Source organism: Actinomadura meyerae, assembly GCF_900188445.1.
Classification (GTDB): domain Bacteria; phylum Actinomycetota; class Actinomycetes; order Streptosporangiales; family Streptosporangiaceae; genus Spirillospora; species Spirillospora meyerae.
The window spans coordinates 14,383-32,877 of sequence record NZ_FZOR01000009.1; the positions used below are offsets into that span (position 1 = coordinate 14,383).

Sequence of the window (18,495 nt, forward strand, 5' to 3'; positions counted from 1 at the left end):
GCGGCTAAGGGCGCGGCGGGGCCTCCAGGGCGGCGAGGACGAATCCGGCGACCTCCTCCGCCAGCCTCTCCGCGGTCTTCGGGCCGTCCGGGCGGTACCAGGAGGGCATCTGGTTCACCATGCCGAGCGCGACGATCGTCACCGTCTCGGCGGGCGTGGCGTCGCTGAACACGCCGCCGCGCTGGCCCTGCTCGATCAGGCCGCGGAACGTCTCGTGGTAGCGGCGGCGGTCCGCGCGGAGCGCCCGCATCCGGGCGTCGTCCAGCCGGTCCTTCTCGCGGGCGAACACCTTGGCCTCGTCGATGTGCTCGGCGGTGCTGCGGATCAGCCCGGTCAGCACCGCCCGGACGGCCTCGCGGGGCGGCAGCCCGCGGGACAGCACCGCGCCGAGGTCGCCGAGCTGGCGGGCGATCAGCGAGTGGTAGATCTCGTAGAGCAGGTCGTCCTTGGAGTCGAAGTAGTGGTAGAGCGCCCCTTTGGTGACCTCGGCCGCCTCGACGATGCCCTGGACGGACGTCCCGTCGAAGCCGCGCTCGGCGAACAGCCGCAGCGCGGCGTCCAGGATCCGCCGCTCGACCGCGCTCTGCCGCACGGGCGCGGCCGATCCGGGCACCTGGCCGGCGGCCTGCCCGGCGGCGTGCTCGGTCGCCGGCTCGGCGGCCTGTGCCGTGTCCGCTTCTGTGTCCGCCAACGGGCACCTCCTTCGGGGCGGGGCATTGACGCGGGCGCGTCCCGCGCCTTAGCTTGCCAGAAACCGACCGGTCGGTATGCGCTCCTCGGGCGGCCCGGTGGCGCGCAGGCCCAGCGTAGGGAGAGCCGATGCCCGCAGTAGAGACCGTCCGCGGCCCCGTCGACGTCACCGGCCTCGGCCCCACCCTCATGCACGAGCACGTCTTCGTCCTCGGCACCGAGAACGTCGAGAACTACGGCGCGGGCGACTGGTGGGACGAGGAGGAGAAGGTCGCCGACGCGGTCGCCAAGCTCGGCGAGCTGGCCGGCCGCGGCATCCGCACGATCGCCGACCCGACCGTGTGGGGCCTCGGCCGCTACATCCCGCGCATCCAGCGGATCGCCGAGCAGGTCCCCGACCTCAACATCATCGTCGCCACGGGCATCTACACCTACCACGACATCCCGTTCCAGTTCCTGCACCGGGGCCCCGGCACGATGCTGGCCGACGGCCCCGACCCGATGATCGCCGACTTCACCCGGGACCTGACCGAGGGCATCGCCGGGACGGGCGTCAAGGCGGCGTTCCTCAAGTGCGCCGTCGACTCCCCCGGCCTCACCCCGGGGGTCGAGCGCATCCTGCGGGCCGTCGCCGCGACGCACCGGGAGACAGGGGCGCCGATCACCGTCCACACCGAGAGCTCGATCCACGCGGGCCGCGCGGTCGTGGACGTCCTCCGCAAGGAGGGCGTGGACCTCACCAAGGTCGTCATCGGGCACGCCGGCGACAGCAACGACCTCGACTACCTGATGGAGCTGGCCGACACCGGCGCGATCCTGGGCATGGACCGGTTCGGCCTCGACATCATCAACCCGACCGGGAACCGGGTCGCCACCGTCGCGGCCCTGTGCGGGCGGGGGTACGCCGACCGGATCGTCCTCAGCCACGACGCGAGCTGCTTCATCGACTGGTTCGGCCCCGACCCGGCGACCGTCCCGGCGATGCAGCCGAACTGGAACTACCGGCACATCAGCGACGACGTCCTGCCCGCGCTGCGCGCCGCGGGCGTCACCGACGCCCAGCTCGACCAGATGCTGACCGGGAACCCGCGGCGCTACTTCAGCCGCTGACACGCGGTTGGGGCCACCTCCTCCACTTTTCGGACTATTTCCCCGGTATCGGGAATCATTGGAGGAATCTGCGGGAGGAGGCCCCGAGGTGAGCGAAGACCCCGTGCGCCGCGGCGCCCGCGCTGCCGTTCCGTTGCTGCTGGCCGCGCTCCTCGCGCTGCTCGTGCCGGGCTGCCGGGTGATGGAGAGCGGCGCACCGGAGGACGTCCCCGCTCCGGTCACGACCGCGGCCGCCAAGCCGACCAAGCCCAGCGGCCGGCGGCCGGGCGTGGTCAACATCGAGACCGAGCAGGAGCTGAACGGCACCCGCGCCGCCGGGACCGGCATCGTGCTCACCGCGGCCGGCCTCGTGCTGACCAACAACCACGTGATCCGCGGCGCCACCGCGATCAAGGGGACCGACACCGACAACCGCCGCACCTACCGGGCCGAGGTCGTCGGGTACGACCGCTCCGGCGACATCGCGGTGATCCGGCTGACCGGCGCGTCCCGGCTGAAGACCGCGAAGTTCGGCTCCGCGGCCGGGGTGGACGTGGGCGACGTCGTCACCGCCGTCGGCAACGCGGGCGGCAAGGGCGGGAACCCCACCGTGGTCACCGGCAAGGTCACAGGGCTGGAGCAGTCCGTCACCGCCCGCGACGACACCAACGGCACCTCCGAGCGGCTCACGGGCCTGATCGAGACCAACGCGCCGATCAAGCCGGGCGACTCCGGCGGCCCCCTGCTCGACACCCGCGGGAAGGTCATCGGGGTCAACACCGCCGCCTCCGCGGGGCTGTCCACGCGGGGCGCCACGCCCGCCAAGGACCACCGCGGCTACGCCATCCCGTCCGACCGGGCCCTGGAGATCGCCCGGCAGATCCAGCGCGGCCAGGCGTCCTCGACCGTGCACATCGGGCGGACGGCCATGCTCGGCGTCAAGGTCCGCTCCAACGGCCGCTCCCCCGGCGCGCTCGTCGCCGAGGTCGTGCCCGGCACCCCCGCCGACGCGGCCGGCATCCCGGTCGGCTCCGCCATCGTCGCCTTCGGCGAGGCCGCCGTGGACGCCCCGTCCACACTCACCTCCCTCATGCTCGCCCGCCACCCGGGCGACGCCGTGCGCGTCGAATGGACGACCAAGCAGGGCGCCCGCATGCAGGCGACGCTCCGGCTGGCGGAAGGGCCGCCCCAATAACGGCCCGTGCCATGCGACAGTGGAGGCGGCCCCTACCACGAGGATGTGTTGCCCCATGACGCGCAAGGCGCCCGCCGACGACTTCGACGACTCGGGTCTCGAGGTCACGGAGCCGAAGACGTGGGCGGCGGGCATGCCCGGGGTCACGGCGGCGCTCCGCCAGTCCCACGCGCAGATGGGCACCGCGCGGACAGCGCTGACGCTGCTGCGCGTCAACCAGCGCCAGGGCTTCGACTGCCCGGGGTGCGCCTGGCCGGAGGGCGACCACCGGCACATCGCCGAGTTCTGCGAGAACGGCGCGAAGGCCGTCGCCGAAGAGGCGACCAGGAGGCGCGTCACCCGGGACTTCTTCGCCCGGTACAGCGTCGCGGAGCTGGCCGAGCGGTCCGACCACTGGCTCGGGCAGCAGGGCCGCCTCACCGAGCCGATGGTGAAGCGCGCCGGTGCGGAGCATTACGAGCCCATCGGCTGGGACGAGGCGTTCGGGCTGCTCGCCGCCGAGCTGAACGCCCTCGGCTCCCCGGACGAGGCCGTCTTCTACACCTCGGGCCGCACCAGCAACGAGGCCGCGTTCGCCTACCAGCTGTTCGCCCGCGCGTTCGGCACCAACAACATGCCGGACTGCAGCAACATGTGCCACGAGTCGTCCGGGTCCGCGCTGAGCGAGACGATCGGGATCGGCAAGGGCTCGGTCCTCCTGGAGGACCTCTACCAGGCCGACCTCATCTTCGTCGTCGGCCAGAACCCCGGGACCAACCACCCCCGGATGCTGTCGGCGCTGGAGCGGGCTAAGCGGGAGGGCGCCCGCGTCATCGCCGTGAACCCGCTGCCCGAGGCGGGGCTCATGCGGTTCAAGAACCCGCAGCGGCCGTCCGGGGTCACCGGGAAGGGCACCGTCCTCGCCGACCGGTTCCTGCAGATCCGGCTCAACGGCGACCTGGCGCTGTTCCAGGCGCTGAACCGGCTGCTCCTCGAATCGGACGCGCCCGGCGCCCTCGACGAGGAGTTCCTCGCCGCCCACGCGCACGGCTTCGCGGCGTTCCGCGAGCACGCCCTCGCCCTCGACTGGGACGACGTGCTGGAGGCGACCGGCCTCACCCGCGGCGAGATCGAGGCGACGCTCGGCGACGTCCTCGCCGCGAAGAAGATCATCGTCTGCTGGGCGATGGGCCTCACCCAGCACCGCAACTCGGTGCCGACGATCCGCGAGATCGTCAACTTCCTGCTGCTGCGCGGCAACATCGGCCGCCCCGGCGCGGGCGTCTGCCCGGTGCGGGGCCACTCCAACGTGCAGGGCGACCGGACGATGGGCATCTGGGAGAGGCCGAAGCCCGCGTTCCTGGACGCCCTCGCCGCCGAGTTCGGCTTCGAGCCGCCGCGCGAGCACGGCCTGGACACCGTGGCGGCCATCCGCGCCATGCGCGACGGCCGGGCCCGGCTGTTCCTCGGCATGGGCGGCAACTTCGTCCGCGCCACCCCCGACTCGGCCGTCACCGAGGCCGCGCTGCGCGGGTGCCGGCTGACCGCGCAGGTGTCCACCAAGCTCAACCGGTCGCACGCGGTGACGGGCGAGGTGGCGCTGATCCTGCCGACGCTCGGCCGGACCGAGCGCGACGTGCAGGCGTCCGGGCCGCAGTTCGTGTCCGTCGAGGACTCGATGGGCATGGTCCACGCCTCGCGGGGCCGGCTGGCCCCGGCGTCCGGGGACCTGCTGTCGGAGGTCTCCATCGTGTGCCGGCTCGCGAAGGCCGCGCTCCCCGGCTCCGGCATCGACTGGGACGCCATGGAGCGCGACTACGACGTGATCCGCGACCACGTCTCCCGGGTCGTCCCGGGCTTCGCCGACTACAACGCCCGCATCCGGGAGCCGGGCGGCTTCGTCCTCCCCCACGCGCCCCGCGACGAGCGGAGGTTCCCCACCGCGACCGGCAAGGCCAACCTGACGGTCAACGAGCTGGAGGTGCTGCGGGTCCCGGAGGGACGCCTCCTCCTGCAGACCGTCCGCAGCCACGACCAGTACAACACCACCATCTACGGCCTCGACGACCGCTACCGGGGCGTCAAGGCGGGCCGCCGGGTCGTGTTCGTGAACCCGGCCGACCTGTCCGCCCTCGGCATCGCCGACGGCGCGGCGGTCGACCTCGTCTCCGAATGGGCGGACGGCGCCGAGCGCCGCGCCCCCGCCTTCCGCGTCATCGCCTACCCCACCGCGCGCGGCTGCGCCGCCGCCTACTTCCCCGAGACGAACGTCCTCGTGCCCCTCGACAGCACCGCCGAGGTCAGCAACACCCCCACGTCCAAGTCGGTCGTCGTCCGCCTGGAACCGGCGTGACGGAACCGTGCCGCGCGCGGGTCGCGGGGCGCGCGGGGGCGGTTTAGGCTTCGGGCATGACGAACCTGCCCGAGCAGTCGGGGGTGCCCGGAGCGCCGGACATGCGGGCCGGCGACGCCGACCGGGAGCGGGTCGCGCAGGTGCTGCGCGACGCGGCCGGCGACGGGCGGCTCACGCTGGCCGAACTGGACGAGCGGCTCGACGCGGTGTACGCGGCGAAGACCTACGGGGAGCTGGCGCCGCTCACCCGCGACCTGCCGGCGGCGGGCGCGCCCGCGCCGCCCGTGCCGCTCGGCGGGGCCGAGTGGCGGCCGGTGGAGAGCGCCCCGTCGTGGAAGATCGGCATCGGCGTGATGAGCGGGTTCCGGCGGTCCGGCGTGTGGAACGTGCCCCGCAAGTTCACCGCGTTCGCGTTCTGGGGCGGCGGCAAGATCGACCTGCGCGAGGCCCGGTTCGCCGAGGAGCGGGTGACGATCCGCGCCCTGGCGATCATGGGCGGGGTCGAGATCATCGCCCCGGACGACATCACCCTGCACGTCAAGGGCCTCGGCATCATGGGCGGGTTCGACCAGCGGGCGAGCGGCCCGGGGGCGCCGGGCGCGCCGACGGTGGTGGTGAAGGGGTTCGCGTTCTGGGGCGGCGTCGGGGTGAAGCGCCGCAAGCGCCGCGCGGAGAAGCGGCGCGAGAAGCTCCAGGCGCGCGAGGAGCTGGAGCGGGGCCAGTAGCCCTCAGCGTGCACCGGCCGCGACGCGGTCGAGCCATTCGGCGAGCAGCGCCGCCTCGGTCGCGGTCAGCTCGGGCGGCGGCCCCTCCGACAGTGCCGCGCGCAGCGCCACGGCGCGGGACGCGACCGCGCCGTCGCCCGGCGCCCCGTCCGGGACGGTGACGGCGGCCAGCACCGCCTCCCGGGTGCGGACGGACAGCTCCGCGCCGTCCGCCTCGTCCGCGCCGCCGGAGATGAGGGCGAGCGCGACGCCGACCCCGGCGGAGTGCACCATCCGGACGGCGGTCGCGACGGGGACGCGCAGCCGCCCGGCGCGGGCGACGGCCTCGACCAGGCCGGTCAGGATGCGGTGCGCCTCCGCCGCGACGGGCGGCGTGCGGGCCGTGCCGTACATCAGCGTGTAGATCGCGGGGTTGGTGCGGCCGAACTCGATGTGGAGGTCCCAGCCGCGCCGCAGGTCTTCGACCGGATCGCCGGTGGGCCGCTGCGCGCGCTTGCTCGCCAGGTACCGCTCGAACCCGTGCGCGGCGACGGCGTCGAACAGGCCGCGCTTATCGCCGAAGTGGTGGTACAGGGTCGGTGCCCCGACCCCGGCGGCGGAGCACACGGCGCGGGTCGAGACCGGCTCGCCGCCCGCCTCGGCGAGCAGCCCGGCGGCCGCGCGGACGATCCGGTCGCGCGTGTCGAGGTCCTTCTGCGCACTCACAAAATCGATGTTACAGAAAATTCCGGAACACCGCTATACAACCCTCCTGTAGCGGAGTTACAGTCATGGCTGTATCAACGCTATGGCGGCTCCGGCCGCCGCTACCGAGAGGGGACGCGCTCATGCGCAGCGCCGTTCTGCCCGCCGCGGGCAAGCCACTGGAGATCGTCGAGCGCGAGGTGCCGGAGCCGGGCCCCGGCGAGATCCTCGTCCGGGTCACCGCGTGCGGGATGTGCTTCTCCGAGGTCAACCACCTGCGCGGCCACTACCCGTTCGGGACGTACCCGGCCGTCCCCGGGCACGAGATCAGCGGCGTCGTCGCCGCGCTCGGCGAGGGCGTCGCCTGGCCCGCGGTCGGCACCCCCGTCGGCACCGGCTGGATCCACGGCTCCTGCGGCCACTGCGACCAGTGCGTCCGCGGCGACCAGATCCTGTGCACCGGCGCCGCCAAGCGGATCACGGGCGTCAACACCGACGGCGGCTACGCCGAGTACTTCGTCGGCCGCGCCGGATTCGTCACCCCGCTGCCGGACGGCCTCGACCCGGTCGCCGGCGCCCCGCTGATGTGCGCCGGGATCACCGCGTTCAACGGGCTCCGGCGCGCGGGCGCCACCGCCGGATCGCGGGTCGCGGTGCTCGGCACCGGCGGCGTCGGCACGATGGCGCTGCGGTTCGCCGCCGCGATGGGCGCCCGCGTCGCCGTGGTCTCCCGGTCGCGCCGCGCCGAGGAGGAGGCCCGCCGCCACGGCGCCGAGCTGTTCGTCGCGACCGCCGAGCAGGACCCGGCCGAGGCCCTGCGCGCCTGGGGCGGCGCGGACGTGGTGGTGAACACCGCCCCCGACACCGCGACCGGCCTCGCCGCGTTCGGCGGCCTGCGCCCCGACGGCACCCTGCTCTACCTCGGCATGGGCGCCGAGGACGTCAGCGTGCCGCCCGCCGCCCTCGTGCTGAACCGGCTGCGGATCATGGGCGTCCCGTCCGGGTCGCCGCACGACCTGCGCGACACGCTCGACTTCGCGGTGGCGCACGGGATCGTCCCCGAGGTCGCGCCCATCGGCCTGGACGAGGCGCCGCGCGTCCTGGCCGCGATGGACGAGGGGACCCACCGCGGCCGGGCGGTCATCACCTTCGTGTGAACCGGCGCCAGGGCCGCGCCTTCTCGAAGGCCGCGCAGGCGGTCATGACCAGGGCGTCGGCGTGCCGCGCGCCGACCACCTGGAGGCCGATGGGCAGCCCGTCGGCGGTGAAGCCGCACGGCACGCTCGCGGCCGGCTGCTGGGTCATGTTGAACGGGTAGGTGAACGGGGTCCAGGACGTCCAGCGCGGGGACGGCGACCCCTCGGGCACCTCCCGGCCCGCCTCGAACGCGGCGATCGGCATCGTCGGGGTGAGCAGCAGGTCGTAGCGCTCGTGGAACAGGCCCATGACGCGGCCGAGCTCCATCCGGCGGGCGGTGGCGGTGAGGTACTCGACGGCCGAGTACCGCGCGCCCTGCTCGCAGATCTCCGCGAGGCCCGGGTCGAGCCGTGCCCGGTCCGCCGCGGACAGGTGCTCGACGACCTTCGCCGCGCCCGCGAACCAGAGGACCTCGAACTCGCCGGCCGGGTCGCCGCCGAGCCCCGGGTCGGCCTGCTCGACCTTCGCGCCCAGCTCGGTGAAGACCTCCGCGGCGGCGGCCACGGACGCGGCCACCTCCGGGTCGACCCGCGCGAAGCCGAGGTCGGGGCTGTAGGCGACGCGCAGGCCGGTCAGGTCGTCGGGGCCCCCGTCGGCGAACCGGACGTCCGGCGGCGGCAGCGCCGACCAGTCGCGGCCGTCGGGACCGCACACCGCGTCCAGGAGCAGCGCCGCGTCGGCGACGGTGTTGGTCATCGGGCCGGTGTGCGCGAGCGTGCCGAACGGGCTCGCCGGGTAGTGCGGGATGCGGCCGTACGTCGGCTTGATCGTGAACGTGCCGGTGAACGCGGCCGGGATGCGCACCGAGCCGCCGCCGTCGGTGCCGAGCGCGAGCGGCGCCATGCCCGCCGCGACGGCCGCCGCCGCGCCGCCGCTCGACCCGCCCGGCGTGCGGGACGGGTCCCACGGGTTGCGGGTGACGCCGGTGAGCGGGCCGTCGGTGACGCCCTTCCACGCGAACTCCGGCGTGGTGGTCTTGCCGGCGAACACCGCGCCCTGCTCCCGCAGCCGCGCCACGGCCGGGGAGTCCTCGTCCCAAGGGCCCGAAGGGTCGATCGTCGTCGAGCCGCGCAGCGTGGGCCAGCCGCGGGTGAGCAGGACGTCCTTGATGGAGACCGGCACGCCGTCGAGCGGGCCGAGCGTCGCGCCGCGCCGCCACCGGTCGGCGGAGGCCCGCGCCATGTCGAGCGTGGTCTCCTCGTCGACGAGGCAGTAGGCGTTCAGCCCCGGGTCGTCGCGCGCGATCCGGGCGAGGACGGCCTCGGCGGCCTCCACCGGGTCGAGCGTCCCGGCCCGGTACTCCGCCAGCAGTTCGGTCGCGGTCAGGTCGGCCGCGTCGGCCATGGCTACCCCCTCTGCTCGATGCCGGTGGTCTGCTCGGTGCCGGTCGGCGCGCCGGATCCCACGTAGCCGAGCCGCTTGTCGACGACGTTGCGCAGCGGGCGCCCCGCCGCGAAGCGGCCGAGGTTGTCGGTGAACAGCCGGACGAGCTCGTCCCGCCAGCCGACGACGTCGCCGGACATGTGCGGCGACACGATCACGTTCGGCAGCTCCCACAGCGGCGACGACGGCGGGAGCGGCTCGTCCTCGAAGACGTCCAGCGCGGCCCCCGCGATGCGCCCCGCGCGCAGCGCCTTGACGAGGTCGGCCTCGGCGACCAGCGCGCCCCGGCCCACGTTGATCAGCCGCGCGGACGGGCGCATCCGGTCCAGCGCCGCCGCGTCGACCATGCCGCGGGTGCGCGCGGTGAGCGGCGCCGCGAGCACCACGTAGTCGGCCTCGGCGAGCGCCGCGTCCAGCCCCTCCATCGGGACGACGGTGCCGAGGTCGGGATCGGCCTCGCGGGCGGTGCGGCCCGCGCCGGTGACGGCGAGCCCGGCGGCGGACAGCCGGCGCCCGATGGCGCGGCCGATCGGCCCGGTGCCGACGACGAGCGCGCGGGCGCCGTCGATCCGCTCGGTCTCGCGGTGCCGCCAGCGCCGCTCGCCCTGGAACCGGACCGTGGAGTGCAGATCCTTCGCGAGGGCGAGCACGAGCCCGAGGACGTACTCGGCGATCGGCTCGTCGAAAATCCCTCGCGAATTGGTGACAACCGTGTCCCCCTCGACCAGCGCCGGGAACAGCAGCCGGTCGACGCCGGCGCTCGCGATGTGCACCCAGCGGGGACCGCCCCCGGCCGGCCACGCGTCGGCCAGGGCGCCGGAGAGGAAGTCCCACACGAAGACCGCGTCGGCGCCGGGAAGCGCCTGTGCCAGGGCGTTCTCGCGCACGTAGCGGACGCGCGCGAGCCGCTCCGCCGCCTCCATGCCGCGGGGCTCGTCGTCCCCCACGAGCACGACCACGCCGGGCGGCTCACCGGGGGCGGGCAGGACAGGCTCCATCGGCGTCACTCCCGGGTCGGCGGAGTTTACGTGAAGGCAACAGGCGGAGGCATTGACACGCTAGGAAGGGTTCGTAGGATTGTCAACAATCAGCGCGATGGACCGCGGCCCCGGTTCACCGCACTGGGACATGTGCTGCAAGACCGTCGCAACCGTTGCCCATGCACAGGCCAGGACGGATCCCAGAGCGCTCTGACTAGACCCTCGCCCGCGAGGGTGCGGGGGGTCCGCCTCCCGCAAACATGGAGAGTCCTTCGGGTGGCGACGCTCTCGCCAACCCCTGTTCACGGGGAGGTCCAGCATGCCCAAGCTCATGACCATCACCCTGGAGCGTCGCGGCGTCTCGTGCGTCGCGGAGCTGCTGGAGAAGGACGCGCCGCGGACCTGCGAGGCGGTGTGGCGAGCCCTGCCCCTCGGCGGCGACGCGTACCACGCGAAGTACGCCCGCAACGAGGTGTACACGATGGTCGAACGGTTCTCCGAGGACGAGGTCGGCCTGGAGAACCCCACCGTCACCCCCATCCCGGGCGACGTCGTCTACTTCTCCTTCGCGGGCGGCATGCTCGACCGCAAGTTCAAGGAGGAGAAGAACATCCACGCGCTGCCCGGCGTGATCGACCTCGCGATCTTCTACGGCCGCAACAACCTGCTGCTCAACGGGGACGTCGGCTGGGTGCCGGGCAACGTGTACGCGACGATCGTCGACGGCCTCGACCGGATGGCGGAGGCGTGCAACGACGTCTGGCGCTCCGGCGGCGTCGGCGAGCGCCTCGTCTACCGCCGCGCCGAGTCCTAGAGCGGTGGCCTCGCAGATGGCATTCGACCCCACGCTGGTCGTCGGCCCCGAGTTGCTGGCCCAGCACGGCATCGGGGTGGTCGCGCCGTTCGACTTCGCGCTCGACCGCGAGCTGTGGCGGTGGACGCCCGACGACGTGTCGCTCTTCATGACCCGGCTGCCGTACGTCCCGGTGCCGGTCACCGTCGAGATGGCCTCCGCACTGTCCGACCAGTCGATCGTCCGGCAGGCGACCCGGGACGTCCTCGCCCCCGAGCCGCTCGCCGTCGCCTACGCCTGCGCGTCCGGCAGCTTCATCCGCGGCAAGGCCGGCGAGCTGGAGCTGCACCAGTCGATGCTGTCGGCCGGAGCGCCGGTCTCGACGACGACGTCCGGCGCGCTGGTGGAGTCGCTGCGGCTGCTGAACGTCTCGCGCATCGCCGTCGTCACCCCCTACATCGACGCGGTGACCGAGCGGCTCGTGTCCTTCCTCGGCGAGTACGGCATCGAGGTGGTGTCGTCGGTGGGGATGGGGCTGCTCAGCCACATTTGGAAGGTCGGCTACGGCGAGATCGTCTCGGCGGTGTCGACGGTGGACGCCCCCGAGGCCGAGGCCGTGTTCATCAGCTGCACGAACGTGCCGACCTACGACATCATCGCGCCGCTGGAGCAGATGATCCGCAAGCCGGTGCTGACGGCCAACCAGGTGACGATGTGCTCGGCGCTGCGCGCGATGGGCCGCTCCGCGGCCGGTCCCGGGCAGTCGCTGGCGCAGCTCGCGCCGTCCACGGCGGCGTGACCGCCATGGGATCCATGATCGGCGAAGGTAGGGTTGGCGGCGAAATGCGGCAGAACACGGTACGGCACGACACCGTTCGGCAAGGGACGTTGAGCGCCGGTTTCCTGTACCCGGGGTACAGCGCCGAGGACGACTACCCCGCGATCGAGCGCGCCCTGCGGGCCTCCGGGCTCGGCGGGGTGTCCCTGCCGGTCGTCCACACGCTGATGCGCGAGGACGCGCACCGCGTCGACGCGCTGCTCGACATCGGGGGCGACGACGTGCTGGGCGAGGGCGCCCGCACGCTGCGCGGCATGGGGGTCCGGGCCGCGGTCTGGGCCTGCACCAGCGGGAGCTTCGTCTTCGGCTGGGACGGCGCCGCGCGGCAGGTCGAGGGGGTCCGCGCGGCGGCGGGCGTGCCCGCGTCCAGCACGTCGTTCGCGTTCGTGCACGCGGCGGCGGCGCTCGGGCTGACCCGGGTCGCGGTCGCCGCGACCTACCCGGCCGACGTCGCCGAGCGGTTCGCGGCCTTCCTCGGCCGCGCCGGCGTCGAGGTGGTGGCGCTGTCCTGCCGGGGCATCGTGACCGCCGCCGAGGTCGGCACCCTCGGCCGCGAGGAGGTCCTCGCCTTCGTCGCGGCCAACGACCACCCGGACGCCGAGGCGGTGCTGGTGCCCGACACCGCGCTGCACACGGTGTCCTGGCTCGACGAGCTGGAGGCGCGGGTGGGCAAGCCGGTGCTGACCGCGAACCAGGTGAGCGTGTGGGAGGGGCTGCGGCTCGCGTCCGGCCCCGGGGGTCTCGCACCGCGCACCGGGCTGGGCCGGCTGTTCACCGTGCCCGCCGACGTCTCCGCCGTCCCCGCCGGGCACGCGGCCGGGCCGGGACGACATACCTGGCAGCTATGACGAAAGGGGCCCGCGGCATGGGCCGATTGGGTGAGCTGGAACCTGTCCCCCGCAAGTCCACCGTCGAGATCGTCTCGGACGAGCTGCGCGAAGCCATCATGTACGGGTCGCTGGAACCCGGCGCGCAGCTCGGCGAGGCCGAGCTCGCCGGCCGCCTCGGCATCAGCCGCGGCCCGCTGCGCGAGGCGATGCAGCGGCTCGTCCAGGAGGGGCTGCTGGTCAGCGAGCCGCACCGCGGGCTGTTCGTGAGAACGCTGGACGAGGGCGACGTCGAGGACGTCTACCTGGCCCGGCTCGCGATCGAGCGGGAGGCGTGCCGGCTGATCATGGCGCGCAACCGCGGCGAGGCGGTGGCCCGGCTCACCGACGCCCTGGACGCCCTCGTCGAGGCGGCGCAGCAGCGCGACCGGGTCGCGATGAGCGACGCCGACCAGGCGTTCCACGAGGTGCTGGTCAGCTCGTCCGGCAGCCCGCGGCTGGAGCGGATGGCGCACACCCTGCTGGTGGAGACGCGGATGTGCCTGAACGCCCTCCAGGACACCTACCCCGAGCCGTCCGACCTGGTCGAGGAGCACCGGCGGCTCGTCGACGCGATCGGCGACGGGGAGGAGGAGCGGCTGCTCGTGCTCATCGAGGAGCACATGACCGACTCCATCCAGCGGCTGCGCGCCTCCCGGCCGTAGCCCGGGGGGCGCCGCCCCCGGCGCCGGGGCCGCTGGACATCGGGGCCGGGGGCACCTAGATTGCAGATTGTCGACAATCTACCGGAGGGACGCGCATGGCGACGCTGTCACCCCTGCTCAAGCAGGCCACACCCGTCCTGGCCGAACGCGGCGAGGGCGTCTACCTCTACGACACCGAGGGCCGCCGGCACCTGGACTTCACCGCGGGTATCGGCGTCACCAACACCGGCCACTGCCACCCGCGCGTGGTGGAGGCGGCGCGCGCGCAGGTCGGCACGCTCATCCACGGGCAGTACACGACCGTCATGCACGAGCCGCTGCTGCGGCTCGTCGACGCGCTCGGCGACGTCCTGCCCGACGGCCTGGACTCGCTGTTCTTCCTCAACAGCGGCAGCGAGGCCGTCGAGGCGTCCATCCGGCTGGCGCGGCACGCCACCGGGCGGCAGAACATCGTCGTCTTCCACGGCTCCTTCCACGGCCGGACGATGGGCGCCGCCGCGCTCACCACGGCCGGCACCAAGTTCCGCGCCGGCATCGGCCCGCTGATGCCGGGCGCCGCGATCGCGCCGTTCCCGCAGGCCTACCGGTACGGGTGGGACGAGGCGGAGGCCGTCCGGTTCGCGCTGCGCGAGCTCGACTACCTGCTCGTCACCGCGAGCCCCGCGTCCGACACGGCCGCGTTCGTCGTCGAGCCCGTGCTCGGCGAGGGCGGCTACATCCCGGCGCCGCCCGCGTTCCTGGAGGGGCTGCGCGAGCGCGCCGACCGGCACGGCATCCTGCTGATCATGGACGAGGTGCAGACCGGGTTCGGGCGGACCGGGCGCTTCTGGGGCCACCAGCACGCGGACGCCAAGCCCGACGTCCTCATCACCGCCAAGGGGCTGGCCAGCGGGTTCCCGCTGTCGGCGATCGCCGCGCCGACCGCGCTGATGGAGAAGGCGCGGCCGGGCTCGCAGGGCGGCACCTACGGCGGCAACGCGGTCGCCTGCGCGGCCGCGCTCGCGACGCTCCAGGTCATCGCCGAGGAGGGCCTCGTCGACAACGCGGCCCGGCAGGGCGCGCGGCTGAACGACGGGCTGCGCAAGGTCGCCGCCGACCACCCGGAGATCGGCGACGTGCGCGGGCTCGGGCTGATGCAGGCCAGCGAGTTCACCGGCCCGGACGGCGAGCCCGACGCCGCCGCCGCGCAGCGGGCGCACAAGGCCGCCGCCGACCACGGACTGCTGCTGCTGACCTGCGGCGCGTACGGGAACGTCGTCCGGATGATCCCGCCGCTGATCGTCACCGAGGCGCAGGTCGACGACGCCCTCGCGCTCTGGTCGCGGGCCGTGGCCGACGCCGTCGGCTGACCCGTCCGGCGGGGGGCGGCGCGGCGCGCCGCCCCCCGTTCCGGAAGGCCGGTCAGCCGAGCGGGTCGGCGCAGTCGATGGGCCAGTACGGGCCCCAGATGTCGAGCGAGTTCAGCACGAACTTGATCGCCACCGGGTCGAAGGCGATGCCGACGTGCGCGTTGGTGTCGCCGGGGCACTTGTCCTGCAGCAGGACGTTCTGCGCGTTCGACCCGTTGAGGAACGCCGACGTGTAGGGCGTCACGACCTCGTCGTACTTGGTGGCCAGCACGATGTAGGACGGGCCGGGCACCGTGTCGCCGCCCGCGTTGAGCTCCTTCAGGAAGTCGGAGTCGGTGATCTGCTGCCCGGCGGCCGGGGCGGCCTTCACCACCGCCTGCGTGATGCCGAGCAGGCTGCCGAGCCGCACCAGCCCGGACAGGTTCGTCCCGTGGTTGGACGGGACGAGCCCGATCAGCTTCCCGACCTTCGACGCCCCGCCCAGCGACTTCATGTAGTAGCGGGGCATCATGCCGCCCTGCGAGTGCCCGACCATGTCGACCTTGGACGCCCCGGTCGACGCGAGCACCCTGTCGACGAACGCCGACAACTGCCCGGCCGACGTCGGAATGTCGCCGATCCCCTGGATCGGGCCGTCCTTGGGGCCGCCGTAATTGAGGGCGTAGACGCAGTATCCGGCCTTCTTCAGCGCCGGGGACAGTTTCTGCCAGTTGAACGCCATGTTCTCGAAGGTGCCGTGCACGAGAACGACCGGCCGGGGGTGCCAGAACGACGGTTTGCAATTCCAGTCGTTGGCGCCGTCCGGGCTGGTCTCGGCGTGCGCGGCGGGTGCGGCCAGGCCGGTGGCGCCGAGGGCGGCGACCGCCGCCGCGGCCGTGACCGCCCAGGAACGGAGTCGTCCGAAACGCATGTGCTTCTCCCTCATGAGGGCACGGCGAGAAGAGGCCGGGGCCCGGCGCATTCCACCGGGCCCCGGCCGTTCATCACCGTGATGACCGGGGTGGGTTGGCCACAAAGTACGGCCGCGTTCCGGCCCGGTCTTGTGGATCGGCCGCCGGTTGCCGGGGAGGATTTGTCAGCGCGTTCACAACCGGACCGGCGGGCACCCCGCCCGACCTGCGGCGCGAGCCCGGACGCCCGTGACCGAGCCCGGACGCCCGGGAACGAGCCGCGTCAGGCGCGGGTGAGCCCGTCGATGAGCGCCCGCAGGCCGTCGAGGTAGGTGTCCTGCTCGGTCAGCGACCCCCAGCGCCCGGCGACCTCCGCCAGCCGCGGCAGCTCCGCCCCGTCCAGCTCGGCGAAGACGCGATCGCGGTAGGTGGGCCGCTCGTCGCCGGCGCGACGGCGGCCCGCGGCCGTCCGGACGATGATCTCGCCGGCGGTGTAATACCAGATCGCCCGGTACCCGTGGACGGCCTGCTCCGGGCTCAGCCCGAGCTCGCCCAGGCCCGCCAGGATCTGGTCCACGAACCACAGCGCCGACGTCGACAGCAGGTCGTCGGCGGTGAGCACCTCGACGATCCACGGGCAGGCGGCGAGCGCCTCGCGGATCGCCGCCGCCATGACGGCCACGCGCTCGCGGGGGTCGGCCGGGACGGCGGGGCGGCGCAGCGCCCGCGCGGCGTAGTCGTCCAGCAGCAGCAGGAGCAGCTCCTCCTTGTCGCGGACGTGGTGGTACAGCGCCATGGGGGTGCTGCCCACCTCCCCCGCGAGCCGCCGCATGGTCAGTTTGCCGGCGCCCTCCTCGTCCACGATGCGGCGGGCGGCGGCGAGGATCTCCGCGCGGGAGATCTTGGGCGGTCGGCCCCGCCGAGCGGACTGTCGCGGCATGCCCCCATCATCGCGGGCTCGACACCGGGGGGCATCCCGGGCTATTTTTCATACATGTATAAAAATAATCGGGGGCGACCCGGTGTGGTGCTCGCGGCCGCGGCCGTCGCGCAGTTCGTCGTCGCCCTGGACATGGCGGTGGTCAACGTCGCGCTGCCCGCGATCCGGGCCGCGCTCGGCTTCGCCCCGGTCGACCTGGCCTGGGTCGTGCACGTCTACGCGCTCACCTTCGGCGGGTTCCTGCTGCTCGGCGGGCGGGCCGGCGACCTGTACGGGCGGCGCCGGCTGTTCTGCGGCGGCCTCGCCGTGTTCGGGCTGTGCTCCCTCGCCGGCGGCCTCGCCCAGGCGCCCTGGCAGCTCGTCGCCGCCCGCGCCGGGCAGGGCCTCGGCGCCGCGGCGGTCGCGCCGGCCGCGCTCGCGCTGATCACCACGACCTTCGAGGGCCGTGCCCGCGTCCGGGCGCTCGGCGTCTGGAGCGCGGTCAACGCGGCGGGCGGCGCGGCCGGCGTGCTCGCCGGCGGGCTGCTGACCGAGTACGCGGGCTGGCGCTGGGTGATGCTGGTCAACCTGCCCATCGCCGCGGCGGCTCTGGCGCTCGTCCCGGCGGGCGTGCCCGCGGCGCCGCGCCCGGCCGCGCGGGACCGGATGGACGTCCCCGGCGCCGTGCTCGCCACCGGCGGCGTCGGGCTGCTGGTGTTCGGCGTCGTCCGCACCGACGCGGTCGGCTGGACGTCCCCGGCGACCCTCGGCACCCTCGCGGCGGCGGCCGTGCTCCTCGCGGCGTTCGTACTCGCCGAGTCCAGGTCGGCGTCGCCGCTCGTCCGGCTCGGCCTGCTGCGCGGCCGCTGGGTCGCCGGCGCCAACGTGATCGTGTTCCTCGCCGCCGCCGGGCAGTTCGCCGCGTTCTACTTCGTGTCCCTCTACCTGCAGGAGGTGCTGGGGATGGGGGCGGCCGCGACGGGCGCCGCGTTCCTGCCCTTCTCCGCCGGGCTGGTCGCCGGCAGCGTTCTCGCCACCCGCATCACCTCGGCCCGATCCCCGCGCGCCGCGCTGATCCCCGGCGGCCTGCTCGGCGCGGCCGGACTCGGCTGGTTCGCGCTCATCAGCCCCGGCGGCGGCTTCCTCACCGACGTCCTCGGCCCGTCCCTGCTCTGCAGCGTCGGCACCGGCCTCGTCCTCGCCCCGGTCGCCGTCGCCGCCACCACCGGCGTCGCGCCCCGCGAGGCGGGGATGGCCTCGGGCCTGCTCAACAGCTCGCGCCAGCTCGGCGGCTGCGTCGGGCTCGCGGCCCTCGCCACCGTCGCCGCGCACCGCACCGGCGGCGCGGCGACGGCGTCCGCGCTGACCGACGGCTACGCGCTGAGCCTCACCGTGTCCGCCGCCCTCTTCCTCATCGCGGCCGCGGCCGCCGCGACCCTGCCCCGCCGCGCCCCCGCGGTGGCGCCGTCCGTCCCCGAACCCGTGCACGACCGGCTGGAAGGAACACGCTCATGAATCCGATCGACCTGTTCGCGTCCGCTCTCGCGTTCCACCCCGACGGCGCCGTCCGCGCCCGCGAGCGGAGCATGACGTCCGACGACGGCGGCTGGCAGCTCGCGGCCTTCCGCGTGCAGACCGACGCGGACGTGCACGCCGACCACTGGGAGATGCATCCGGCCGCGGAGGAGGCGGTCTGCTGCCTGTCCGGCGGCCTGCGGATCTACTTCCGCCCCGCCGAGCCGGGCGGCGAGGAGGAGATGGCGCGGCTGGCCCCCGGCACCGCCGTCATCGTGCCGCGCGGACGCTGGCACCGCCTCGAACTGGACGGGCCGAGCGAGATCGTCTCCATCGGCCTGCGCGGCGGTACCCGCCAGGAGCGGCGAGGCGCGGCCTTCTGACG

18 protein-coding genes are annotated in these 18,495 nt (G+C 74.1%); 12 read left to right on the top strand and 6 right to left on the bottom strand.

The window, feature by feature from the left end:
* Positions 1-4: 4 nt before the first annotated feature.
* Entirely contained in the window at positions 5-691 is a 687-nt protein-coding gene (locus CHF16_RS11850) for a TetR/AcrR family transcriptional regulator (RefSeq protein ID WP_245868394.1), read from the bottom strand.
* Positions 692-819: 128 nt separating this feature from the next.
* On the opposite strand from CHF16_RS11850, the gene CHF16_RS11855 reads away from it, so the two are divergent.
* From CHF16_RS11855 to CHF16_RS11870, 4 genes are all read left to right on the top strand, one after another.
* Positions 820-1,800 (top strand): phosphotriesterase family protein, encoded by a 981-nt coding sequence (locus tag CHF16_RS11855; protein WP_089326039.1) that lies wholly within the window; start codon positions 820-822, stop codon positions 1,798-1,800.
* Between the two features lie 88 nt (positions 1,801-1,888).
* The gene (locus CHF16_RS11860; RefSeq protein ID WP_089326040.1) at positions 1,889-2,974 is read left to right on the top strand and encodes a S1C family serine protease; all 1,086 of its coding nucleotides are present in this window, start codon (positions 1,889-1,891) and stop codon (positions 2,972-2,974) included.
* A 55-nt stretch (positions 2,975-3,029) separates the two neighbouring features.
* On the top strand, positions 3,030-5,306 hold the full coding sequence (locus tag CHF16_RS11865) for an FdhF/YdeP family oxidoreductase (RefSeq protein WP_089326041.1): 2,277 nt from the start codon (positions 3,030-3,032) through the stop codon (positions 5,304-5,306).
* A 56-nt stretch (positions 5,307-5,362) separates the two neighbouring features.
* Positions 5,363-6,031, top strand: coding sequence for a DUF1707 SHOCT-like domain-containing protein (locus CHF16_RS11870; protein WP_089326042.1), 669 nt, complete (start codon positions 5,363-5,365; stop codon positions 6,029-6,031).
* Between the two features lie 3 nt (positions 6,032-6,034).
* Here CHF16_RS11870 and CHF16_RS11875 read toward each other — a convergent pair whose 3' ends face one another.
* Positions 6,035-6,736, bottom strand: a complete 702-nt coding sequence (locus CHF16_RS11875) for a TetR/AcrR family transcriptional regulator (protein WP_089326043.1) — start codon at positions 6,734-6,736, stop codon at positions 6,035-6,037.
* Positions 6,737-6,858: 122 nt separating this feature from the next.
* On the opposite strand from CHF16_RS11875, the gene CHF16_RS11880 reads away from it, so the two are divergent.
* Positions 6,859-7,872, top strand: coding sequence for an alcohol dehydrogenase catalytic domain-containing protein (locus tag CHF16_RS11880; RefSeq protein ID WP_089326044.1), 1,014 nt, complete (start codon positions 6,859-6,861; stop codon positions 7,870-7,872).
* On the opposite strand, the gene CHF16_RS11885 is transcribed toward CHF16_RS11880, so the two are convergent.
* On the bottom strand, positions 7,859-9,256 hold the full coding sequence (locus CHF16_RS11885) for an amidase (RefSeq protein WP_089326045.1): 1,398 nt from the start codon (positions 9,254-9,256) through the stop codon (positions 7,859-7,861). The genes CHF16_RS11880 and CHF16_RS11885 overlap by 14 nt on opposite strands.
* A gap of 2 nt (positions 9,257-9,258) precedes the next feature.
* A complete protein-coding gene (locus tag CHF16_RS11890; RefSeq protein WP_089326046.1) occupies positions 9,259-10,293 on the bottom strand; it encodes a D-2-hydroxyacid dehydrogenase in 1,035 nt (344 codons plus the stop codon).
* Between the two features lie 313 nt (positions 10,294-10,606).
* Between CHF16_RS11890 and CHF16_RS11895 the strand changes: the two genes are divergently transcribed.
* From CHF16_RS11895 to CHF16_RS11915, 5 genes are all read left to right on the top strand, one after another.
* Positions 10,607-11,089: a DUF3830 family protein gene (locus tag CHF16_RS11895; RefSeq protein WP_179271501.1), complete on the top strand. Its 483-nt coding sequence runs from the start codon at positions 10,607-10,609 to the stop codon at positions 11,087-11,089.
* Between the two features lie 16 nt (positions 11,090-11,105).
* Entirely contained in the window at positions 11,106-11,867 is a 762-nt protein-coding gene (locus tag CHF16_RS11900; protein ID WP_089326048.1) for a maleate cis-trans isomerase family protein, read from the top strand.
* 89 nt (positions 11,868-11,956) lie between these two features.
* Positions 11,957-12,754 (top strand): maleate cis-trans isomerase family protein, encoded by a 798-nt coding sequence (locus CHF16_RS11905; RefSeq protein WP_245868396.1) that lies wholly within the window; start codon positions 11,957-11,959, stop codon positions 12,752-12,754.
* A 17-nt stretch (positions 12,755-12,771) separates the two neighbouring features.
* Positions 12,772-13,437: a GntR family transcriptional regulator gene (locus CHF16_RS11910; RefSeq protein ID WP_089326050.1), complete on the top strand. Its 666-nt coding sequence runs from the start codon at positions 12,772-12,774 to the stop codon at positions 13,435-13,437.
* 95 nt (positions 13,438-13,532) lie between these two features.
* Entirely contained in the window at positions 13,533-14,786 is a 1,254-nt protein-coding gene (locus tag CHF16_RS11915; protein WP_089326051.1) for an aspartate aminotransferase family protein, read from the top strand.
* Between the two features lie 52 nt (positions 14,787-14,838).
* On the opposite strand, the gene CHF16_RS11920 is transcribed toward CHF16_RS11915, so the two are convergent.
* Together CHF16_RS11920 and CHF16_RS11925 are read right to left on the bottom strand one after the other, a co-directional pair.
* On the bottom strand, positions 14,839-15,696 hold the full coding sequence (locus CHF16_RS11920; protein ID WP_089326052.1) for an esterase/lipase family protein: 858 nt from the start codon (positions 15,694-15,696) through the stop codon (positions 14,839-14,841).
* Between the two features lie 263 nt (positions 15,697-15,959).
* Positions 15,960-16,616 carry a TetR/AcrR family transcriptional regulator gene (locus CHF16_RS11925; protein ID WP_089326053.1) on the bottom strand — a complete coding sequence of 219 codons (657 nt, stop codon included), beginning with the start codon at positions 16,614-16,616 and terminating at the stop codon, positions 15,960-15,962.
* 54 nt (positions 16,617-16,670) lie between these two features.
* Between CHF16_RS11925 and CHF16_RS11930 the strand changes: the two genes are divergently transcribed.
* Both CHF16_RS11930 and CHF16_RS11935 read left to right on the top strand, forming a co-directional pair.
* Positions 16,671-18,110 (top strand): MFS transporter, encoded by a 1,440-nt coding sequence (locus CHF16_RS11930; RefSeq protein ID WP_179271490.1) that lies wholly within the window; start codon positions 16,671-16,673, stop codon positions 18,108-18,110.
* Positions 18,107-18,493, top strand: a complete 387-nt coding sequence (locus tag CHF16_RS11935; RefSeq protein ID WP_089326054.1) for a cupin domain-containing protein — start codon at positions 18,107-18,109, stop codon at positions 18,491-18,493. Before CHF16_RS11930 ends, CHF16_RS11935 begins: the two co-directional genes overlap by 4 nt.
* The last annotated feature ends 2 nt before the right edge of the window (positions 18,494-18,495 follow it).